Genomic DNA, 19212 nt, shown 5'->3' on the forward strand with positions numbered 1-19212 from the left:
ATGACCCGAACCACCGACAATTTCCGGACGGCTAGATGTCTCCCCTGGTGCAGAGGGGGTCGAGCAGACCGTCCTTGGTCACGCAGGGGGTGTACCCGGCGTCCTGCAGCTCGGCTCGGGCGGTCGGGCCGGCCAGGTAGTCGAGGAACCGCTTCAGCACGCTCTCGCCGTCCGGGACGCCCTTCGTGTACAGGTACTCGACGGTCCAGAACCGGTAGCCGGCGGCGATCGTCGTGACGTCCGGGTAGTGCCCGTCGAGCTGCACGACGCCGACCTGCTGGTCACGGGCGGCTGCGATTTTGGCCGCCGGGACGTCGGCGTACCCGATCGCGCCGGGCACGTTCGCGACCTCGGTCAGCACCTCGGCGGTCGTGCCGCGCTCGCAGCGGGTGGTCGCCGCGGCCGGGTCGCGCTCCGGCTTGCGGCACGAGTCCGAGGTCAGCCGGTCCTCCGCGCCGCCGAGCACCTTCTGCTCGAACGTCTTGCGCGTGCCCGACTCCTGCCCGCGCCCGACGATCCCGATCGGCACCGACGGCCCCGGCCGCAGCTGGTCCCAGTTCCGCACCCGGCCGCTGAAGATGTCCTCGACCTGCTGGGTCGTCAGCTTGTCGACGCCGGCCGCGCGGTTGACGACCAGGCTGTAGACGACGACCGCGACGGCCTTCGCTTCCAGGTCGGGCCCGGCTTCCCCGGACCGGCCGTCCGACAGCACCGCCAGCCCGTTCCTGTTCGCGGCGTCGACCGGGGCGAGCGCGCGGACCCCGGTGACGCTGCCGGTCGCGCGCGTCGTGATGGCGGCCCCGTCGCACTGGCCGTGGTACTCGGCGGCGATGCTGTCGATGATCGGGACGAACGCGCTCGAGCCCTCGACCGACAGCTTCCCGGTGGCGCACTGCGCGGAGGTGCTCGGCCGGGACCACGAGACGAGCAGCGTGGCCAGCAGGGCGCCGGTCAGCAGCACACCGACGGCCGTCGTGATGACCGGCCAGCCGAACCGGCGCTGCTTGCGGTCGTCCTTGATCCGGCCGGCGGCGAGCCGCGCGTGGTGGTCGATCTCCTTGCTGATCTCGCCGTCGTGCTCGTCGGACTCGCGCAGCACGACGACCAGCTTGAACTTTTCCTTGCGCTTCAAGGAAAGCTTGGCGAGCCGGACGCCGTGCCAGTCCGGAGCCTCCGGCGGCGGTTCGGCCGCGGCCAGACCGGCGAACCGCTTCGGCAGCCACGCGCGCACGCGGGACAGCTTCACGGCTTCGACCGGCCGCTGCGGGGTCTCGCGCGTGAAGAACTCGAGGCCGTCGCGGACGTGCTGGCGCAGGCCGTCGTCGGTCGCGTCGGACACCCGCGCGTCCCAGACGATCCGGCTGCCGAAGGTGAACGACAGCGGGATCTCGAAGTCGCCGGGCGCGATGTCGAACCCGCCGGTGTTGTGGATCCGGATGACGACGATGCTCATCCGGTCGAGCAGCCGCCCGACCTGTTCGAGCTGCGGGGCCGCCTGCGCCGAGCCGTTTTCGCCGTCGTGCAGGTCGATCGGGGACAGCCCGATCTTGGAGTTGTAGAGCACCCGGAACGTCAGCCGGCGGCGGCGGATGAAGTAGCGGTCGATGAACGGCGCGGCGATCGCGACCAGCGCGGCGATGCCGAGGACGAGGCTGCCGGAGTCGGAGCTCAGGATTTCGGCGAGGGATTGCATGGTCGCGCCGACACCCACCGTGCTGCTCCTCTACCCCCGGCTCCCCAGGTAGAGCAGCGTAGGCAGGCCTCAGCCGGCGTGGGGTGACGACGACCGAGTGTTCACCGGCCGTTCATCGGTGGCGATCCAGCTGGCCAGCAGGCCGAGCGCGCGTTCGGTTTCGGACCCGGGTTCGGCGTGGTAGACGACTATCGCCTGGTCGGGGTCCTGGGGCAGCCGCAGTGTCTCGTAGCGCAACCGCAGCTCGCCGACGACGGGGTTCATCAGGACCTTCCAGCCCTGCGCCTTCTCCCGCACGGCGTGCTCGGCCCACAGCTTCCGGAACTGCTCGCTGGCCAGCGAAAGTTCGCCGATCAGCCGGGCGAACCGCGGGTCGCCGGGATGCCGGCCGCTCTCCGCGCGCAGGTTCGCGACGAGCTCGCGGCAGACCGCGTCGTACTCCGGGTGCAGCTGCCTCGCGCGTTCGTCGGTGAAGACGAGCTTCGGCATGTTGCGCTCTTCGAGGTCGGCGAAGGCGAACGCGACGGCGCCGCCGAGCGCGTTCCACGCGAGCACGTCCAGGTACCGCCCGAAGACGAACGCGGGCACCTGGATGGCGTCGAGCAACTGCTGCAGTTCGGGCCGGACCCGCTGCGGCGCGTGCCCGTCCCGGCGTTTCGGCGCGGCGAGATTGTGCAGGTAGGCCTCTTCGCCGGGGTTGAGCCGCAGCGCGCGGGCCAGCGCGTCGAGGACCGCGTCCGAGACGTTCTTCGCGCGGCCCTGCTCCAGCCGCGTGTAGTAGTCGACGCTGATCCCGGCCAGCTGCGCCAGCTCCTCACGGCGCAGGCCCTTGACCCGCCGCTGCGTGATCCCGGGCGGCAGGCCCAGGTCCGCGGGATCCAGTGCGGCGCGGCGCGCCTTCAGGAAGGCGCCCAGCTCGGCTGCGTCACTCATGCCCCCAGTATCCCCGGCTCGCGCGGCCCCGCCTGGTACTGCCGGACCCAGGTTGGGCGTGACCTGGTCCGGTGCTTCTTCCGCCAGCAGGGTGGAGCCCATGGAACGACGAATTCTGGGCGGCACGGGGATCTCGGTCAGCGAGTACGCGTTCGGCGCCATGATGCTCGGGCAGTGGGGCAACCCGGACCACGACGAGGGTGTCCGGATGCTGCGCACCGCGCTCGACGCGGGCGTCAACTTCTGGGACACCGCGGACATGTACAGCCACGGCGAGAACGAGCGGATCGTCGGCAAGGCGCTCAAGGGCCGCCGCGACGACGTCGTGCTGGCCACCAAGGGCTTCTTCCGGATGGGCGACGACCCCAACCAGGGCGGCCTGTCCCGGCGCTGGCTGACCCGGGCCCTCGACGACAGCCTGCGGCGGCTCGACACCGACTACATCGACCTCTACCAGGTGCACCGGCCGGATCCCACGACCGACATCGAGGAAACGCTTTCGGTGCTCACGGACTTCGTGCGGGCGGGGAAGGTGCGTGCGATCGGCTCGTCGGACTTCCCGGCCGAGCAGATCGTGGAAGCCCAGTGGGTGGCGGAAAAGCGCGGCCTGGCGCGGTTCCGGGCCGAGCAGCCGCCGTACTCCATCTTCAACCGCGCGATCGAGGCCGCGGTGCTGCCGACCGCGCAGAAGTACGGCATGGGCGTGCTCACCTGGAGCCCGCTGGCCAGCGGCTGGCTCTCCGGCCGGTACACCAAACCGTCCGATGTGGACCTTTCCGAGGGGCGCAAGACGCTGCAGGTGCACAAGTTCGACCCGGCGCTGCCCGCCAACGCCGTCAAGTTCGAGGCGATCGCGCAGCTGAAGAAGCTGGCCGACGACCTGGGCCGGCCGCTGACCCACCTGGCGACGGCGTTCGTCCGGGCACACCCGGGCGTGACGTCGGCGATCATCGGCCCGCGCACCCCGGCGCAGCTCGACGACCTGCTGGCGGGCGCGGACCTCGTCCTCGACGCCGAAGTGCTGGACCGGATCGACGAGATCGTCCCGCCGGGCACGGACCTGAACCCGGCCGAAAAGGACTACACCCCGCCGGCGCTGGCGGACAAGCACCTGCGCCGGCGGTAGCGGGTCCTGACCTGATTGCCACTTTCCCTAGGAAAGAAGCGTCTCGAGGGCCCGCCGACGCACTTTCCCTAGGAAAGATGCGTCACCTCACGGGAATTTCACTTGCCGCCGCGGGCCATGCGGAGGACGTCGAGGGCTTCGTCGAGCTGGGCTTCGGTCAGCTTGCCGTCCTTGACGTACCCGCGCTCGATGACGACCTCGCGGATCGTCTTCAGCTCCTTCAAGGCCTGCTTCGCGACCGCGGCGGCTTCTTCGTAACCGATGTACTTGTTCAGCGGCGTCACGATCGACGGCGAACCCTCGGCGTACGCGCGGGCGCGGTCCGCGTTGGCTTTCACGCCGTCGAAGACCTTGTCCGCCAGCAGCCGCGAGACGGCCGCGAGCAGGCGCGCCGATTCGAGGACGTTCCGCGCGATCACCGGCAGGTTGACGTTCAGCTGGAAGTTCCCCGCGGCGCCCGCGAACGCGACGGCCGCGTCGTTGCCGATCACCTGCGCGACGACCTGCAGCGTCGCCTCCGGGATCACCGGGTTCACCTTGCCCGGCATGATCGACGAGCCCGGCTGCAGGTCCGGCAGCGCCAGCTCGGCGAGGCCGGTGCGCGGGCCGGAACCCAGCCAGCGCAGGTCGTTCGCGATCTTGTTGAGCGACACGGCGATCGTGCGCAGGTGCCCGGACGTCTCGACGACGCTGTCCTGAGTGGCCTGTGCCTCGAAGTGGTCGCGGGCCTCGGTCAGCGGCAGCCCGGTCACCGTCGCGAGTTCGGCGGCGACGCTCGCGCCGAAGCCGTCCGGCGCGTTGAGGCCGGACCCGACGGCGGTGCCGCCGATCGGCAGCTCGCCCAGCCGCGGCAGCCCCGACTTCAGCCGCTCGACGCCGAACCGGACCTGGGACGCCCACGCGCCGGCCTCCTGGCCGAGCGTGATGGGCACGGCGTCCATCAGGTGCGTGCGCCCGGACTTGACGACGTCGGCCCACTCGGCGGCGCGGACCTCGATGGCGCCGGCGAGGTACTCGAGCGCCGGGATGACGTCCTTGAGCACGGCTTCGGTCGCGGCGACGTGGATGGTGGTCGGGAAGGTGTCGTTCGACGACTGCGACGCGTTGACGTGGTCGTTCGGGTGCACGTCCCGGCCGAGGGCCCGGGTGGCGAGGGTGGCGATGACCTCGTTGGCGTTCATGTTCGAGGACGTGCCCGAGCCGGTCTGGAAGACGTCGATCGGGAAGTGGGCGTCGTGCGCGCCCTCGGCGACCTCGTCGGCGGCCTTGGCGATGGCCTCCGCGACGTCGGCGTCGAGCACGCCCAGCTTCTGGTTCACGCGCGCGGCAGCGGCCTTGAGCAGGCCGAGCGCGCGGATCTGGGCGCGCTCCAGGCCCCGGCCGGAGATGGGGAAGTTCTCGACGGCCCGCTGGGTCTGCGCGCGGTAGAGCGCGTCGGCAGGCACGCGGACCTCGCCCATGGTGTCGTGTTCGATCCGGTATTCCTGATCAGCCATGACTCCGATTCTGGACCTGTTCGCGAGTCACCGCGTGGTGGCGTTGCGCACCCTGCGCCGTCCGGGTTCGCGGACCGGCCTGGCGGACAAGCGAACGTGACGTGGAGACAGCTGCGGGCCGCCGGGGACCAGCCCCCGCCCGTCCCTGGGGGGCGTCCCCTTGGCCAGTCTATCGGTGACCACCGGCAACACCCGGTGTTCGCGGCGCCGGGCCGCCGAGTTGTCCACAACCGCGCGAGGCTGTGGATCGAGCACCGAGGCCCACTCCGCGCTGGTGAGCGCTTCGGTGATTACCGCGGCTCGGACCTGCTTCCCCCGCGAGAGCAGGATTCCGTCACCCAGCGCCGGGCAGGACCGCGAGCACCGGCAGCACGAGCAACGCGCCCAGCCGGGCCGGCCAGCGGCCGAACACCAGCAGGAGCACGAAGGACACGGCCACGAAGAACACGAGACCTTCCGCCTCGGCCGACGGCAGCGCGAGCCGGACGGCCAGCGCGAACCAGCCGAGGAGCAGCACGACCGCTGCGGCCGCGCTCAGCACCGTCCGCCGCACGCCCCACGGCGGGCGACGGTCGTCAGGACGGCGGTGTCGCACGTCGTCGAGTGAACTCCGATCCGGCTAGGATCGAATGTGTTCTCGATCACCGCCATCCACCACTGGCTGGAGCGAGCATGACTGAAGTTCCTGGGGACGCGTACGACCTCGTGATCATCGGCGCGGGCCCGACCGGCCTGTTCGCCGCCTACTACGCCGGGTTCCGCGGCCTCTCGATGGCGGTGGTCGACTCGCTGCCCGAGCCCGGCGGCCAGGTCACCGCGATGTACCCCGAGAAGATGATCTACGACGTCGGCGGGTTCGCCGAGGTCCGCGGGCGCGACCTGATCGACGGCCTGGTCAAGCAGGCCGCGCCGTGGCAGCCGAAGTACCTGCTGGGCCGCAAGGCCGAAAAGCTCGAAAGTGTGGCGGACGGTGTCGAACTGACCTTGGACGGCGGCGAAACCCTGCGCGCGGGCGCCGTGCTGATCACCGCGGGCATCGGCGAGTTCACCCCGCGCCCGCTGCCCGCCGGCGACGGCTGGCTCGGCCGCGGCATGGTCCACTTCGTCCCGTCGCTGCAGGCGCACGCCGGGCAGCACGTCGTGGTCGTCGGCGGCGGGGACTCGGCCTTCGACTGGATCCTCGCGCTGCACCCGGTCGCCGCGAGCGTGACCCTCGTGCACCGCCGCGCCAAGTTCCGCGCCGCCGAGTCCATCGTCCGGCAGGCGCGCGAGCTCGGGACCCGGATCATCACCGACGCCGAGGTCACGCGGTTCGTCGAAAACGAGAGTGGCGCGCTCGAAGCGGTCGACGTCTCGATCAAGGGCGCCGATGACGAGCGGCTGCCGGCCAACGCGGTCGTCGCGGCGCTCGGGTTCACCGCCGACCTCGGGCCGATCGAGAGCTGGGGCCTGGAGATCGACCACCGCGCCATCGCCGTCGACTCGACCATGGCGACCGCGCGCGAACGGGTCTACGCCGCCGGCGACGTCGCCGCGTACCCCGGGAAGGTAAAGCTGATCGCGACCGGGTTCGGCGAGGCCGCGACGGCCGTCAACAACATCGCCGTCGCGCTCGACCCGGACGCCCACCTGTTCCCCGGGCATTCGAGCAACGCCGAGTAGTTCAGGCCTTCGTCTTCTCCGCGATCCACGGTGCGTACGCGACTACGGACGTGTAGATCGACGGCGCCGTCGCGCATTCCGGGTTGTCGTTGCCCGGCCGGCTGGTCACGCCGACGAGCGACCAGTGGTCGCCGTCGCGGACGATCTCGGGGCCGCCGGAGTCGCCGAAGCACGCTCCGGACTTGCCGCCGGGGTTGTCCGTGCACAGCTCGGCCGTGCCGTCGAACACCGACGTGCACTTCGCGCCTTCGACGATGTGCGTGTCGAGCTGCTGCAGCGTCTTCGGCACCTGGCCGCAGTTCAGCTTCGGGCACGTCTGGCCCCAGCCCAGGATGCGGGTCGCGGTGCCCGGCGCCGCCGCCGTCGCCAGCCCGACCGGGGCCGCCTTGACCGGCGTCGCCAGCCGCAGCAGCGCGATGTCGCCCGCCGGGCTCTGGGTGTTGAACGCGGGATTCACGACGATCGCGGCGAGCTTGGCGACTTCGCCGCCCTCACCCGCGTCGTTCGTCCCCGCCCGCACCGACACCGCGGACGGGGACTTGTCGAACGCGCAGTGCGCGGCGGTGACCACCCAGGTGGGGGCGATCAGCGCGCCGGCGCAGAACAGCTTCCCGGTCGAGGAGTGCAGCGACACCGCGAACGGGTACGGCTGATCGGCGTCGCCGCCCCCGACGATGGCGGGGTCGGCCGACGCGGTGGCGGGGACCAGGGCGAACACCAGAACCAGCAGGACCAGCAGTCGCCTGGGCACGGATCTCCTTACGGCAGCGGGGGCACGACGTCGTCGTCGGGCGTGTCCAGGTGGCCGTCGAAGTTGACCGAGGAGTACGCCCGCAGCTTCGTGAGCCGGTGGTAACCGTCGATCATTCTGACGGTCCCGGACTTGGACCGCATCACGATGGACTGCGTCGTCGCCCCGCCCTCGCGGTAGTGGACGCCGCGCAGCAGGTCGCCGTCGGTGACGCCGGTGGCGCAGAAGAAGACGTTGTCGCCGCGCACGAGGTCGTCGTTGAGCAGCACGCGGTCCAGGTCGTGCCCGGCGGCGATGGCCTTCTCGCGCTCGGCGTCGTCCTTCGGCCACAGCCGGCCCTGCAGCTCGCCGCCGAGGCACTTCATGGCGCAGGCCGCGATGATGCCTTCGGGGGTGCCGCCGATGCCGATCAGCATGTCGACACCGGTGGTCGGGCGGGCCGCGGCGATCGCGCCCGCGACGTCGCCGTCGGAGATGAAGCGGATCCGCGCGCCGGCCTCGCGGACCTCCTTGATGATCTGCTCGTGGCGCGGGCGGTCCAGGATGCACACGGTGACGTCGCCGACGCTGCTGTTCTTCGCCTTGGCGACGCGGCGGATGTTCTCCGCGATCGGCGCGCCGAGCTCGACCTTGCCCGCGGCTTCGGGCCCGACGGCCAGCTTCTCCATGTAGAACACCGCGGACGGGTCGAACATCGCGCCGCGCTCGGCGACCGCGAGGACCGCGAGCGCGTTCGGCATGCCCTTGGCCATCAGGGTGGTGCCGTCGACCGGGTCGACCGCGACGTCGCAGTCCGGGCCGTCGCCGTTGCCGACCTCTTCGCCGTTGAACAGCATCGGGGCTTCGTCCTTCTCGCCCTCGCCGATCACGACGACACCGCGCATCGACACGGTCGAGACGAGCTGGCGCATCGCGTCGACGGCCGCGCCGTCCCCGCCGATCTTGTCGCCGCGGCCGACCCAGCGACCGGCGGCCATGGCGGCGGCTTCGGTCACCCGGACCAGCTCCATCGCGAGGTTGCGGTCGGGTGCTTCACGACGACGCGGCTCGGTGGACATCAGGCCTCCCGGATCGTGGAACTGGCGGGTGCTCAGTCTGTCAGATCCCTGTCCGGTTTCCCGATGCTCAGAACATGGCAAACGTCACTGACCGTCGCCGGTTTCGTCCTCCACGGACGCCAGAGCAGCCTCGATGCGCTCGCGCGCGCCTTCGAGATGGCGCTCACAGACCTTCGCGAGCTTCTCGCCCTTCTCCCACAACGCGAGCGACTGCTCGAGGGACAGGCCACCGGCCTCGAGCTCGCGGACGACCTCGACGAGGCGGTCGCGGGCCTGCTCGTAGCCGAGTTCCCCGCTGGCTGCTTCACTCACGCTCGGTGCTCTCCGACCTTCCGGGCTTCCACGCTGTTCGCGCACACTACCGCGCTGGCCATGGCGTGGTCGTACCCGACGAAGGCGAGGGCGAACTCCTGGCCGTCACCGTCCGCGATCGCCTCTTCGAGGTTCTCCTGGGCGCCGGCCACGCGCTTGCGGTGCCCGGCGCCCTCGGCGAACCACCAGCGCGAACCGACCTGCATCGACGTCGCTTCGGACAGCCGGCGCAGCTGCGGGCCCAGGTCACGCCGGCCGGCGCTGTGGCAGCCGGCGAGCAGCGCCGTCCAGCACTCGGCGGCGGCCCGGTCGGTGCGCACCGCCTGGTCCAGCAGCGGCCGCGCGCCCAGGCGCCGGGCCGCGTCCACCGTGAGCGGGAGGAACGTCGCTCTCACTCCTTGGCCCCTTCCGCCACCGCGCCGATCGCACCGTCGCCCACGCGCACGCGCAGCTGGGCACCGGCCTCGACCTCGGAGACGGAGCGGAGTACCTGGAGGTTGCCTTCGGCGTCGACGAACTGCACGACCGCGTACCCGCGGGCCAGCGTCGCGGCCGGGCCGAGCGCGGTGAGCCGGGCCCGCGCGCTCGCGATCTCGGCCTGGTCCTTGGCCAGCAGAGTCAGCATGGCGCGGCGCGCGCGTTCGCGGTGGACGTCGACGTCGTCCTGGCGCCGCTGGACCGGTCCGAGCGGATCGGCCAGCGCCGGGCGGCTGCGGATCTGGTTCAGCAGCCGGGTCTGCGTGTCGACCCAGCCGTGCAGGGCGCGGCGCCCGCGGTCGCGCATCTGCCGGACGCGCTCGGTCTCCTCGCGCAGGTCCGGGACGATCCGCTTGCCGGCGTCGGTCGGCGTCGAGCAGCGCAGGTCGGCGACGTAGTCCAGCAGCGGCGTGTCCGGCTCGTGCCCGATCGCGCTGACCACCGGCGTGCCCGCGGCCGACACCGCGCGGCAGAGCGCCTCGTCGGAGAACGGCAGCAGGTCCTCGACGCTGCCGCCGCCGCGGGCGATCACGATGACGTCGATCTCGGGGTCGGCGTCGAAGATCCGCAGCGCGCGCATGACCTGCGGGACGGCCTGCGAGCCCTGCACGGCCGTGTTGAGCACCTTGATCCGGACGTGCGGCCACCGGCCCTGCGCGTTGGCCAATACGTCCCGCTCGGCCGCCGACGCGCGCCCGGTGATCAGCCCGACGCCCTTCGGCAGGAACGGGATCGGCCGCTTGCGCTGGGCCGAGAAGAGGCCTTCGGCCGTCAGGAGCTTCTTGAGGCGCTCGATCCGGGCCAGCAGCTCACCGATGCCGACCGCGCGGATCTGGTCGGCGCGCAGGCTGATCGTGCCGCGGCCGAAGAAGAACGACGGCTTCGCGTGCACCACGACGCTCGCGCCTTCGCGCAGCGGCGGCTCCATCTCGCGGATCAGCCAGTTCGGGCAGGTCACCGACATCGAGACGTCCGCGGACGGGTCGCGCAGGGTGAGGAACGCCGTCTGCGTGTTCGGGCGGGAGCTGACCTGCGTGACCTGGCCTTCGACCCAGACGGCGCCGAGGCGGTGGATCCAGTCGCCGATCTTGCGCGCGACTGTGCGCACCGGCCACGGCTTCTCGGCGGTGCTCGCTTCGGTATCGGTCACTGGCCTTCCGCGCCGTCGCCGGGTTCTTCGGGCGGCTCGGAACCGGCTCGCTCGGCCTTGCGCGCGTTGGCGATCCGCCGCGACAGCATCCCGGTGAACGACGAGCGGTCCGCGTTCGCGCGCTCGTACTCGAGGATCGTCTCGAGCTGCGGGATCGACAGCTGGCGCAAGCGGGCCCGCAGCTGCGGCAGGGTGAGCTGGTCGTAGCCGGTCAGCCCGGCCGGGCCGTCGTACCCGCCGGCGCTGGTCCGCGGCACCTCGTCCTTGGCCTTCTTGTCGAGCTTGGGCGTGCCCGGCCGCGGCTTGTTGTCCTCCGAGGCGTCGTTCTCGCCGTCGGCGTGGCTCTCGGCGAGCGCGCGCTCTTCGGCGGCCCACGGATCACCCAGTTCCGCTTCGAGATCGGAAAGTGACCCAGGGTGACCGTTCAGTTCCGAACGGGGTTCCGGCACGTCGGCGACCGTCGTCAGGTTCGGCCGCTGCGGCGTGACGTCGAGGTCTTCGTCGAACGTCGCCCAGCTCGGCGTGTCCTCGACCGGGCGGAGGCTCGAGAGCGCGTTGTCGCCCTTGATCGCCAGCTCGGTGACGTGCTGCTGGACCCGCATGGAGGCCTGCAGCACCTGGCTGACCACGGTCACCGGGAGCCCGGCGAGCTGGCGGGGGAGGTCACGAACCCGCTCGGCGGTGGAGACGGCGAGGCCCGCGGCGACCCGGAGGGGGAGCGGGAATGGCTTCATGCGTCCAGCCTGCCGCATCTACGCCGAACTGCCCAACCGAACGGGTGGAACCGGCCGCGTTGCGTGACCCCGGGCACAGCTCGTAAGGGGGACGAAGCTCACCCGAAAGGGACTTCGAGTTCGCCTCCGGCCTGCCCGTACCCTGGGTGCCATGAGTTCAGCGAGTCCCGGAATCGAGCCCGCGGGTACCCCGACGATCACCGGAACCGCTTCCGGCAAGCGGGTGCTGCTCGCCAAACCGCGTGGTTACTGCGCGGGCGTGGACCGGGCGGTGATCGCCGTCGAGAAGGCCCTCGAGGTCTACGGCGCCCCGGTGTACGTCCGCAAGGAGATCGTGCACAACAAGCACGTGGTCGAGACGCTGCGCGAGCGCGGCGCGATCTTCGTCGACGAGACCTCCGAGGTGCCCGAAGGCGCGCTCGTGGTGTTCTCCGCCCACGGCGTTTCGCCGATGGTGCACCAGGAGGCCGCGGACCGGAACCTGCGCACGATCGACGCGACCTGCCCCCTGGTGACGAAGGTGCACAAGGAGGTCAACCGGTTCGCGAAGGACGACTACGACATCCTGCTGATCGGCCACGAGGGCCACGAAGAGGTCGAGGGCACGGCCGGCGAGGCGCCCGACAAGGTCCAGCTGGTCGACAAGGCCGAGGACGTCGACAAGGTCGAGGTGCGCGACCCGTCGAAGGTCATCTGGCTGTCCCAGACGACCCTGTCGGTCGACGAGACGATGGAGCGCGTCGACCAGCTCCGCGAGCGCTTCCCGGGTTTGGCGGACCCGCCGAGCGACGACATCTGCTACGCGACGACGAACCGCCAGGTCGCGGTCAAGGCGATGGCCGCCGAGTGCGACCTGGTGCTGGTGGTCGGGTCGACGAACTCGTCCAACTCGAAGCGCCTGGTCGAGGTGGCGCTGAAGGCCGGCGCGCGGGCGTCGTACCTGGTCGACTTCGCGCACGAGGTCGACGAGGCGTGGCTGTCCGGGGTGACGACGGTGGGCGTGACGTCCGGGGCGTCGGTGCCGGACGAGCTGGTCATGCAGCTGCTGGAGTGGCTGGCCGAGCGCGGCTACGGCGACGTCAACGAGGTCACGACGGCCAACGAGAAGATCACCTTCGCGCCGCCCAAGGAACTGCGCAAGGTCTGAGGTACTGACGAGAAACGGCGGTTGCCTCCTTACCGGGGCAACCGCCGTTTCTGCTGTTCAGCGCTCTTCGCCGTCCCAGGGACGGTTCCGCCGCGGCGGCGCACCCCGCCCCCCGGCCGACCGGCGAGGCGGCGGCGCGTCCCGGCCGTCTTCGGCGGGCGGCCGCGGACGACGCCGCGGAGTGTCCCCGCGAGGCTCGCGACGGCGCGGGTCGGCATCTTCCGGCCGCGGCCGCCGGTTGGCCGGCGGCGGCTTCCGCGCACCCCGCGGGTCACGGTCCGCGGGCGGGCGCGGCGCACGGCGGTCACCCTCGGCGGGCGGCCGCGGCCGCCTCGGCGGCTCACCTTCCCGGCCACGTCGCGGCGGCACGGGCGTCTGACCGGTCCGGTTCGCTCCCGCCGGCCGCTGCCGGGCCGGGCGGGGCTGCTCGTCGTCCTCGTCGGGGCGCCGGTCGGCCTTGCCCTTCTTCGAGGCGTCCGGGTCGCGCTCGCGGAAGATGCGGACGAAGCCGATCAGCAGCGTGATGCCGGTGGTGATGGCCATCATGGGGAAGCTGTTGATCAGCGGGCTGCCGATGTTCAGTGCCTTCGACAGCAGGTCGTCGCCCTGCGACCCGGAGGTCAGCAGGATCACGCCGGGCACGGTGACGGCCAGCACGAGCGGCGGCATCACCATCGGCCCGAACAGCCCCCGCCGCCGCACCGCGCAGACCGCGATCACGGCCCCGGCGATGAAGCAGACGATGAAGACCACCGGGATGTTCGCCTGGCTCGGCTTGCCGAGGAGGGCGCCCACGATGGCCAGGCCGAGGCCGACCAGGACCGCCGCCCACCAGGGCAGTCCGCGCCTCGAACCGACGACAGGACGCTCATCCCACGGCACGGGGATGTCGTCGGCATCTGGATCGCTCTGGCGATCGCGAATCGCGGTCACAGGGCAACACCGTATCTCGTGGTTGTGAAGATCTTGCCAGCACCGCCGCCGACGTGGGCCGACAGCCACCCGGCAGCCTGACCCGGCAGCCGAGCGGAAGCGGACGGTGACGGTGGTGCCGACCTTCGCCACGAGTGTTCGGGTGACCGGTCCCGGAGGCGCGTGGTCCGGTGTCGGCGGCACGGACGCCCGCCGATCGCGCCTGGTCACGCGGCGGCCGAGCAGCTCGCCGGTGCCGCCTCGGCCGGGTGGTCCGGTGCCGAGCCGTCGGGTCGGAGGGCAGCCGCAGACTCGCCCGGTCGCCGCTGGCTCACACGACCGGTAGCCGCAGACCTGCCCGGCCGCCGGTGGCTCACGCGACCGGTAGCCGCAGAGCCCGCCCTGCCGAAGCAGGCTCGCACCGCCAACCACCCCGTCCGCCCTCAAGCCGTCCGAAGCCCGTACCGTCACCGCCCGCCGCGGTACCGGCGGAGCGGGGATTCTCAGCTGGCCGCCAGTTCGTCCCCCTTCCGCACCGTCGGCACCGGCGCCGGACTGCCCGACGCCTCCGACAACGGCGCCACCGTCGACCGGAACGTCTCCAGCGCCTCCAGCTCCCGTCGCCGGGCGGACAGGAACCGCTGGAGGTGCGTGCTCGACAGGTTCAGCGCCTCCACCGCCCCGCCGGCCGCGCGGTGGGCGGCCGCCGCCCCCGCCCGGACCTGCTCGACGTCCGCCTCCAGGGTGCGGTCGCTCGCCGCGAACAGGGCCGCCGACGCCAGGACGCCGAAGCCCGTCGGGCCGCACAGGAAGACCCGGCGGTCGATCAGCCAGCGCAGCAGCTCCGGGTCGGTGTCCAGCGCCGCGACCACCGCCGCGTCGGAGGGGACGAACATGATCGTGCCGTAGATCGCGTCCGCCCAGCGCTGGTAGCCCTTGCCCGCCAGCTCCGCCGCGCGCGAACGGATCTGGCGCACGTGCGCGCGCAACGCGTCGATCCGCTCGTCCGGGTCGTCGGTCTCGACCGCCTCCGACCACGTCGCCATGCTCGCCTTCGCGTCGACCGGCACCGTGCGGCCGCCGCCCACGCGCAGCACCATGTCCGGTTTCGCCGCGCCACCGCCCGCGAGGTCCGTCTGCAGCGTGAAGTGGAGGTCTTCGCGCAGCCCGAGCGCGCGGGCCGTCTCGACCAGGACCTGCTCGCCCAGCTCGCCGCGCCCGCTGATCGACGCGAACGCCACCTCGTAGCGCCGCAGCGCGAGCTGCTGCTGATCCGCCTTCGCGCGCTCGGCCGCCACCAGCCGGGCCGCGGCGTCCGCCCGGCGCATCCCGTCGTTGTACAGCCGCCACAGCACCGCGACGGCGACGAGCAGCAGGACCGCCAGCACGATCGCCGCGGTGGTCAGCACTGTCGCCACTTCGTCTCCTCCCTCCGGCCGGAATCGGACCGCGGGGACATCATGGCGGACCCCACCGACAAAAACCGCACCCGAACCGTCGCTCTGGGTAGCTGACCTGCGAACACATCGATTCCGCACAGGGCGTGTCCGATCCGGCACGCTCGTGTTAGTACACACGTTCGAGTGAGCGGGCGGCGAGCCTCCGGGTTTTCGTCGGACCCGGGTCGTACCTTGGCCCCCGTGAGAATCCTGCACACCTCCGACTGGCACGTCGGGCGCACGTTCCACGGCGCCGATCTGCTCGCGGAACAGGAAGCGGTGCTCGGGCACCTCGCCGACCTCGTGGCCGGCGAGGCGATCGACGCCGTCCTGGTGGCAGGCGACATCTACGACCGCGCGGTGCCTTCCGCCGAGGCCGTCCGGGTGGCCACCGCGGCCGTCGCCCGGATCCGCGCGGCCGGGGCCCAGCTGGTCGTCACGCCCGGCAACCACGACTCCGCGCCCCGGCTCGGCGCCTTCGCGGAGTTCGCCGCGGCGGGCGGCCTGCACCTGCGCACCACCGTCGGCGGGCTGGCCGAACCGGTGCTGTTCGAGGACGACCACGGGCCGGTGGCCGTCTACGGCATCCCCTACCTGGAACCGGAACCGGCCCGGCACGCGCTGGGCGTGCCGGAGGCGCGCGGCCACACCGGCGTGCTCACCGAGGCCATGCGCCGGATCCGCGCGGACCTCGCGACCCGGCCGGGCACGCGGTCGATCGTGCTCGCGCACGCGTTCGTCACCGGCGGCGAGCCGACGGATTCCGAGCGGACGATCGCGGTCGGCGGGGTCGAGCAGGTACCCGGTTCGGTCTTCGACGGCGTCGACTACGTGGCGCTGGGCCACCTCCACGGCCCGCAGACGCTCGCCGAGCACCTCCGCTACTCCGGCAGCCCGCTCGCGTACTCGTTTTCCGAAGCGCGCCAACGGAAATCCGTCTGGCTGATCGACCTGGACGCCGGCGGGCTCGGCGAGGTGCGCCGGCACGAGCTGCCGGTGCCGCGAGTGCTCGCCACGATCACCGGCGAGATCGAGGACCTCCTGGCGGACCCGGCGCACGAGGTCCACCTCGAGCACTTCCTCTCGATCACGGTCACCGACCGCGTCCGCCCGGTGGACGCGATGCGGCGCCTGCGCGAGCGGTTCCCGTACGCGGTCCACCTGGAGTGGGAGCCCGCCGGCGGCCACGACGGCGCCCCGCTGCGCTACTCCGAAGCCGTCCGCGGCCGGTCCGACATCGAGATCTCGCGCAGCTTCCTCGACGACTGCCGGGGCGCCCCGCCGACCGAGAGCGAGGAGCGGCTCCTGTTCAAGGCCCTGGAAGCGGCCGACCGGGGGGCCCTCGCGAAATGAGGCTGCACAGGCTGGAAGTCGAAGCCTTCGGGCCGTACTGCGCACGCGAAGTCGTCGACTTCGACGTGCTCGGCGCCGACGGCCTCTTCCTCCTGCACGGCGAAACCGGGGCGGGCAAGACGACGCTGCTCGACGCGATCGCGTTCGCGTTGTTCGGCGTGGTCCCCGGCGCCCGCAACGAAGCCAAGCGGCTGCGCTGCGACCTCGCCGACCCCGACCAGGTCACCGAGGTCGCGCTGGAGCTCACCGTGCAGGGGCACCGGCTGAAGATCGTGCGGAACCCGGAGTACCAGCGGCCGAAGCGGCGCGGCGAGGGCACGACCACCCAGCAGGCCCGGGTGTCGCTGAGCTGGGTCGGCACCGCACCCGCCGGGCTGGCCCCGGAGGGCCTGATCCGGATCGAGGAGGTCGCACGCACGGTCGAGCGGCTGCTCGGGATGACCGCGGCGCAGTTCTTCCAGGTGGTGCTGCTGCCGCAGGGCGAGTTCGCCCGGTTCCTGCGGTCGGACACCGCCGAGCGCGAGAAGCTCCTCGAGCGGCTGTTCGGCACCGAGCGCTTCGCCGACGTCGAACGCTGGTTCGCCGACCTGCGGGCCGAGCGCGGGCGCGAGCTGGACGGCCGCCGGCGGGACGTGCGGGAGCTGCTGGCCAGGTACGCGCAGGAGGCCCAGCAGGACCCACCGGAGACGGACGTCGCCGAGTGGGTCGGCGCGGTGCTCGCCGCGTCGGAAGAGCGCGTCGGGCAGGTCACCGCCGAGGAATTGCGGGCGCGGTCGGCCGCCCAGCGCGCGGACGCTTTCCTGCAGGAAGAACGCGCCGGTGCGGAGAAGATCCGCCGCGTCCGCACCGCACACCTGCGGCTGCTCGAGATCACCGAGCAGGCGCCGCAGCGGGCCGAGTGGGCGCGGGAGGTCGCGGCCGCCCGCCGCGCGGCCGGGGTCGCCGTCGAGGCCGACCTGCTCGACCGCCGGACCGCCGAACTCGCCGAGGCCGAGCGGGTGGAGCAGGCCCGTGGCGCGCACCTGCGGGAATTCGGCACCCGCGCGACCGGCGACCTGAAGGCACGGGCGGCGGCCGCGCGGGAAGAGGCCGGAGCCGTCGCCGAGCTGGTCGCCGAAGCCGAGCAGCAGCAGCTCGACGTCATGCGGCGCGACGACCGGAAGCTGGCCGCCGTCACGGCCCAGCAGCAGGTCGAGCAGCTGACCGCCGAGCTGGCCGCGCTGCCCGGTCAGCTGGCCAAGCTGCGCGCGGACGCGCTCGCGGCGGCCGAAGCGGAGGCGAAGCTCGACGGCGCCCGTGCCCGGGTCGAGGAGCTGAGGGCCGTGGCGCGCGACGCGGCCGAACTGCCCGAAGCGCGAGCGAAAGTCGGGCGGGGCGAAGCGAAGCTGCGCGAGGTGGTCGATGCGCACCAGGAAGCCCGGCAACGGCGGCTCGACCTGCGGGAGCGGCGGCTCGACGGGATGGCGGCCGAGCTGGCCGCCGCGCTGCCGGACGGCGCGCCGTGCCCGGTGTGCGGGTCGGCGGAGCACCCGGCGAAGGCGAACCGGGACGTCGAGCTGGTCGACCCGGCGGAGGAGCGCGCCGCCGAAGAAGCCGAGCAAGCGGCGGACGCGGTGCGGCAGCGGGTCGTGGTCGCGCTGGAAGAGGCGAAGGCGCGGCTGGCGGGCCTGGTGGAACGGCTGGCCGGGCGCACGGCCGAGTCGATCACCGCCGAGCTGGCGGAGGCGCGTTCGGCGGTCGCGGCGCTGACCGAGCAGGCGGCCGGGAAGGCGAAGCTGGGCCAGCAGGTCGTCCTCCTGGAGCGTGACCTCGAAGCGCGGACCGAACGCCGCCGGCAGGCGGAGCAGGCGGCGACCGAGGCGACGACCGACGTCCGCGCGCTGGAAGAACGGCTGGCCGAGCGCGAACGCCGCCTGGTCGCCGGCCGCGGCGGGTTCGCGGACGTCGGGGCGCGGCGTACGCACCTGATCGGCCTGGCCGAAGCCCTCGAAGCGGTCGCCGAAGCCCGGACGGCGGTGGCCGGCGCCAGGGAACGGGTGGCCGAGCAACGCTCGCTCGTCGAGCTGGCGGTCGAGGCGAAGGGGTTCACGTCGCTGAAGAAGGCGCGGGCCGCCATGCTGCCGGACGAGCAGATCGAGAAGCTCGAACAGGGCATCGCCGAGGCCGAGGCCGCTGCAGCCGGGGCACGGGCGCTGCTGTCCGAGCCGGACCTGTTCGGGATCTCGCCGGACGACGTCGCCGACGTCGACCGCGCGGCCGACGCGGCCGAGCTGGCGCGGGCGCGCGCCGATTCGGCGTACGCGTCGCTGCGCGCGGCCACCGCGCAGCACGAGGAACTGACCCGGCTGGCCGGCCTGCTGAAGAAGGCGCTCGCCGGGTTGGCGCCGGCCGAAGCGGCGTACGCCGAGCTGCGGGCGCTGGCGGAGGTCGTCAACGGGCGCGGGCAGAACAGCCGCAAGATGTCGCTGCGGTCGTACGTGCTGGCGGCGCGGCTGGAGGAAGTGGCGGTCGCCGCGACGCACCGGCTGCGCACGATGAGCCAGGGGCGCTACTCCTTCGTGCACACGGACGCCGCCGGGGCGCGCGGCACTCGCGGCGGGCTCGGCATCGACGTGCTGGACGACTATTCGGGCACCATCCGCCCGGCGAAGACGCTGTCCGGCGGCGAGTCGTTCCTCGCGTCGCTGGCCCTCGCGCTGGGGCTGGCCGACGTCGTCGCCGGGGAAACCGGCGGCGCGCTGCTCGACACGCTGTTCGTCGACGAGGGCTTCGGCACCCTGGACGCCGAAACGCTCGACGTCGTGATGAACATCCTCGACGAGCTGCGCGCCGGCGGCCGGGTGGTCGGGCTCGTGTCGCACGTCGAGGAGCTGCGGCAGCGCATCCCGACCCGGTTGCGCGTCCGCAAGTCCCGCACGGGCTCGACATTGGAGGTGCGCGCCGGCTGATCGCTCGGACAAGATGAAGCC

Annotated in this window: 17 protein-coding genes; 5 read left to right on the top strand and 12 right to left on the bottom strand. The window is 72.4% G+C overall.

What is annotated here, in order from left to right; all coding sequences use genetic code 11:
• Positions 1-31: 31 nt before the first annotated feature.
• Positions 32-1711, bottom strand: coding sequence for a PstS family phosphate ABC transporter substrate-binding protein (locus tag EIY87_RS26785; protein WP_125312642.1), 1680 nt, complete (start codon positions 1709-1711; stop codon positions 32-34).
• A gap of 51 nt (positions 1712-1762) precedes the next feature.
• Positions 1763-2626: a helix-turn-helix domain-containing protein gene (locus EIY87_RS26790; RefSeq protein WP_125312643.1), complete on the bottom strand. Its 864-nt coding sequence runs from the start codon at positions 2624-2626 to the stop codon at positions 1763-1765.
• Positions 2627-2726: 100 nt separating this feature from the next.
• On the opposite strand from EIY87_RS26790, the gene EIY87_RS26795 reads away from it, so the two are divergent.
• Positions 2727-3752, top strand: a complete 1026-nt coding sequence (locus EIY87_RS26795; protein ID WP_125312644.1) for an aldo/keto reductase — start codon at positions 2727-2729, stop codon at positions 3750-3752.
• Between the two features lie 98 nt (positions 3753-3850).
• Here EIY87_RS26795 and EIY87_RS26800 read toward each other — a convergent pair whose 3' ends face one another.
• Positions 3851-5248, bottom strand: a complete 1398-nt coding sequence (locus EIY87_RS26800; protein WP_125312645.1) for a class II fumarate hydratase — start codon at positions 5246-5248, stop codon at positions 3851-3853.
• A gap of 334 nt (positions 5249-5582) precedes the next feature.
• Positions 5583-5843, bottom strand: a complete 261-nt coding sequence (locus EIY87_RS26805; protein ID WP_125312646.1) for a hypothetical protein — start codon at positions 5841-5843, stop codon at positions 5583-5585.
• Between the two features lie 77 nt (positions 5844-5920).
• On the opposite strand from EIY87_RS26805, the gene EIY87_RS26810 reads away from it, so the two are divergent.
• Positions 5921-6910 (top strand): NAD(P)/FAD-dependent oxidoreductase, encoded by a 990-nt coding sequence (locus EIY87_RS26810; protein WP_191984276.1) that lies wholly within the window; start codon positions 5921-5923, stop codon positions 6908-6910.
• A 1-nt stretch (position 6911) separates the two neighbouring features.
• Here EIY87_RS26810 and EIY87_RS26815 read toward each other — a convergent pair whose 3' ends face one another.
• The 6 genes from EIY87_RS26815 to EIY87_RS26840 form a co-directional block, all read right to left on the bottom strand.
• Complete coding sequence (locus EIY87_RS26815) at positions 6912-7661, bottom strand: S1 family peptidase (RefSeq protein WP_191984277.1); 750 nt, start codon at positions 7659-7661, stop codon at positions 6912-6914.
• Between the two features lie 8 nt (positions 7662-7669).
• The gene (gene glpX, locus EIY87_RS26820) at positions 7670-8719 is read right to left on the bottom strand and encodes a class II fructose-bisphosphatase (protein WP_166640553.1); all 1050 of its coding nucleotides are present in this window, start codon (positions 8717-8719) and stop codon (positions 7670-7672) included.
• Positions 8720-8803: 84 nt separating this feature from the next.
• A complete protein-coding gene (locus EIY87_RS26825) occupies positions 8804-9031 on the bottom strand; it encodes an exodeoxyribonuclease VII small subunit (protein ID WP_125312648.1) in 228 nt (75 codons plus the stop codon).
• Positions 9028-9426 (bottom strand): hypothetical protein, encoded by a 399-nt coding sequence (locus EIY87_RS26830; protein WP_125312649.1) that lies wholly within the window; start codon positions 9424-9426, stop codon positions 9028-9030. The genes EIY87_RS26825 and EIY87_RS26830 overlap by 4 nt, the downstream gene beginning before the upstream one ends.
• Positions 9423-10658, bottom strand: coding sequence for an exodeoxyribonuclease VII large subunit (xseA, locus tag EIY87_RS26835; protein WP_125312650.1), 1236 nt, complete (start codon positions 10656-10658; stop codon positions 9423-9425). The genes EIY87_RS26830 and xseA overlap by 4 nt, the downstream gene beginning before the upstream one ends.
• Positions 10655-11392, bottom strand: a complete 738-nt coding sequence (locus EIY87_RS26840) for a lipid droplet-associated protein (RefSeq protein ID WP_125312651.1) — start codon at positions 11390-11392, stop codon at positions 10655-10657. The genes xseA and EIY87_RS26840 overlap by 4 nt, the downstream gene beginning before the upstream one ends.
• Positions 11393-11543: 151 nt before the next feature.
• On the opposite strand from EIY87_RS26840, the gene EIY87_RS26845 reads away from it, so the two are divergent.
• Positions 11544-12539 (top strand): 4-hydroxy-3-methylbut-2-enyl diphosphate reductase, encoded by a 996-nt coding sequence (locus EIY87_RS26845; RefSeq protein ID WP_191984278.1) that lies wholly within the window; start codon positions 11544-11546, stop codon positions 12537-12539.
• A gap of 57 nt (positions 12540-12596) precedes the next feature.
• Here the strand turns inward: EIY87_RS26845 and EIY87_RS26850 are convergent, their stop codons facing one another.
• Positions 12597-13472, bottom strand: coding sequence for a DUF6542 domain-containing protein (locus EIY87_RS26850; RefSeq protein ID WP_191984279.1), 876 nt, complete (start codon positions 13470-13472; stop codon positions 12597-12599).
• Between the two features lie 482 nt (positions 13473-13954).
• A complete protein-coding gene (locus EIY87_RS26855) occupies positions 13955-14869 on the bottom strand; it encodes a DNA recombination protein RmuC (protein ID WP_125312652.1) in 915 nt (304 codons plus the stop codon).
• Between the two features lie 222 nt (positions 14870-15091).
• Between EIY87_RS26855 and EIY87_RS26860 the strand changes: the two genes are divergently transcribed.
• On the top strand, positions 15092-16243 hold the full coding sequence (locus EIY87_RS26860) for an exonuclease SbcCD subunit D (protein WP_191984280.1): 1152 nt from the start codon (positions 15092-15094) through the stop codon (positions 16241-16243).
• Positions 16240-19191 carry an AAA family ATPase gene (locus EIY87_RS26865; RefSeq protein WP_125312654.1) on the top strand — a complete coding sequence of 984 codons (2952 nt, stop codon included), beginning with the start codon at positions 16240-16242 and terminating at the stop codon, positions 19189-19191. The genes EIY87_RS26860 and EIY87_RS26865 overlap by 4 nt, the downstream gene beginning before the upstream one ends.
• The last annotated feature ends 21 nt before the right edge of the window (positions 19192-19212 follow it).

Source organism: Amycolatopsis eburnea, assembly GCF_003937945.1.
GTDB lineage: Bacteria > Actinomycetota > Actinomycetes > Mycobacteriales > Pseudonocardiaceae > Amycolatopsis > Amycolatopsis eburnea.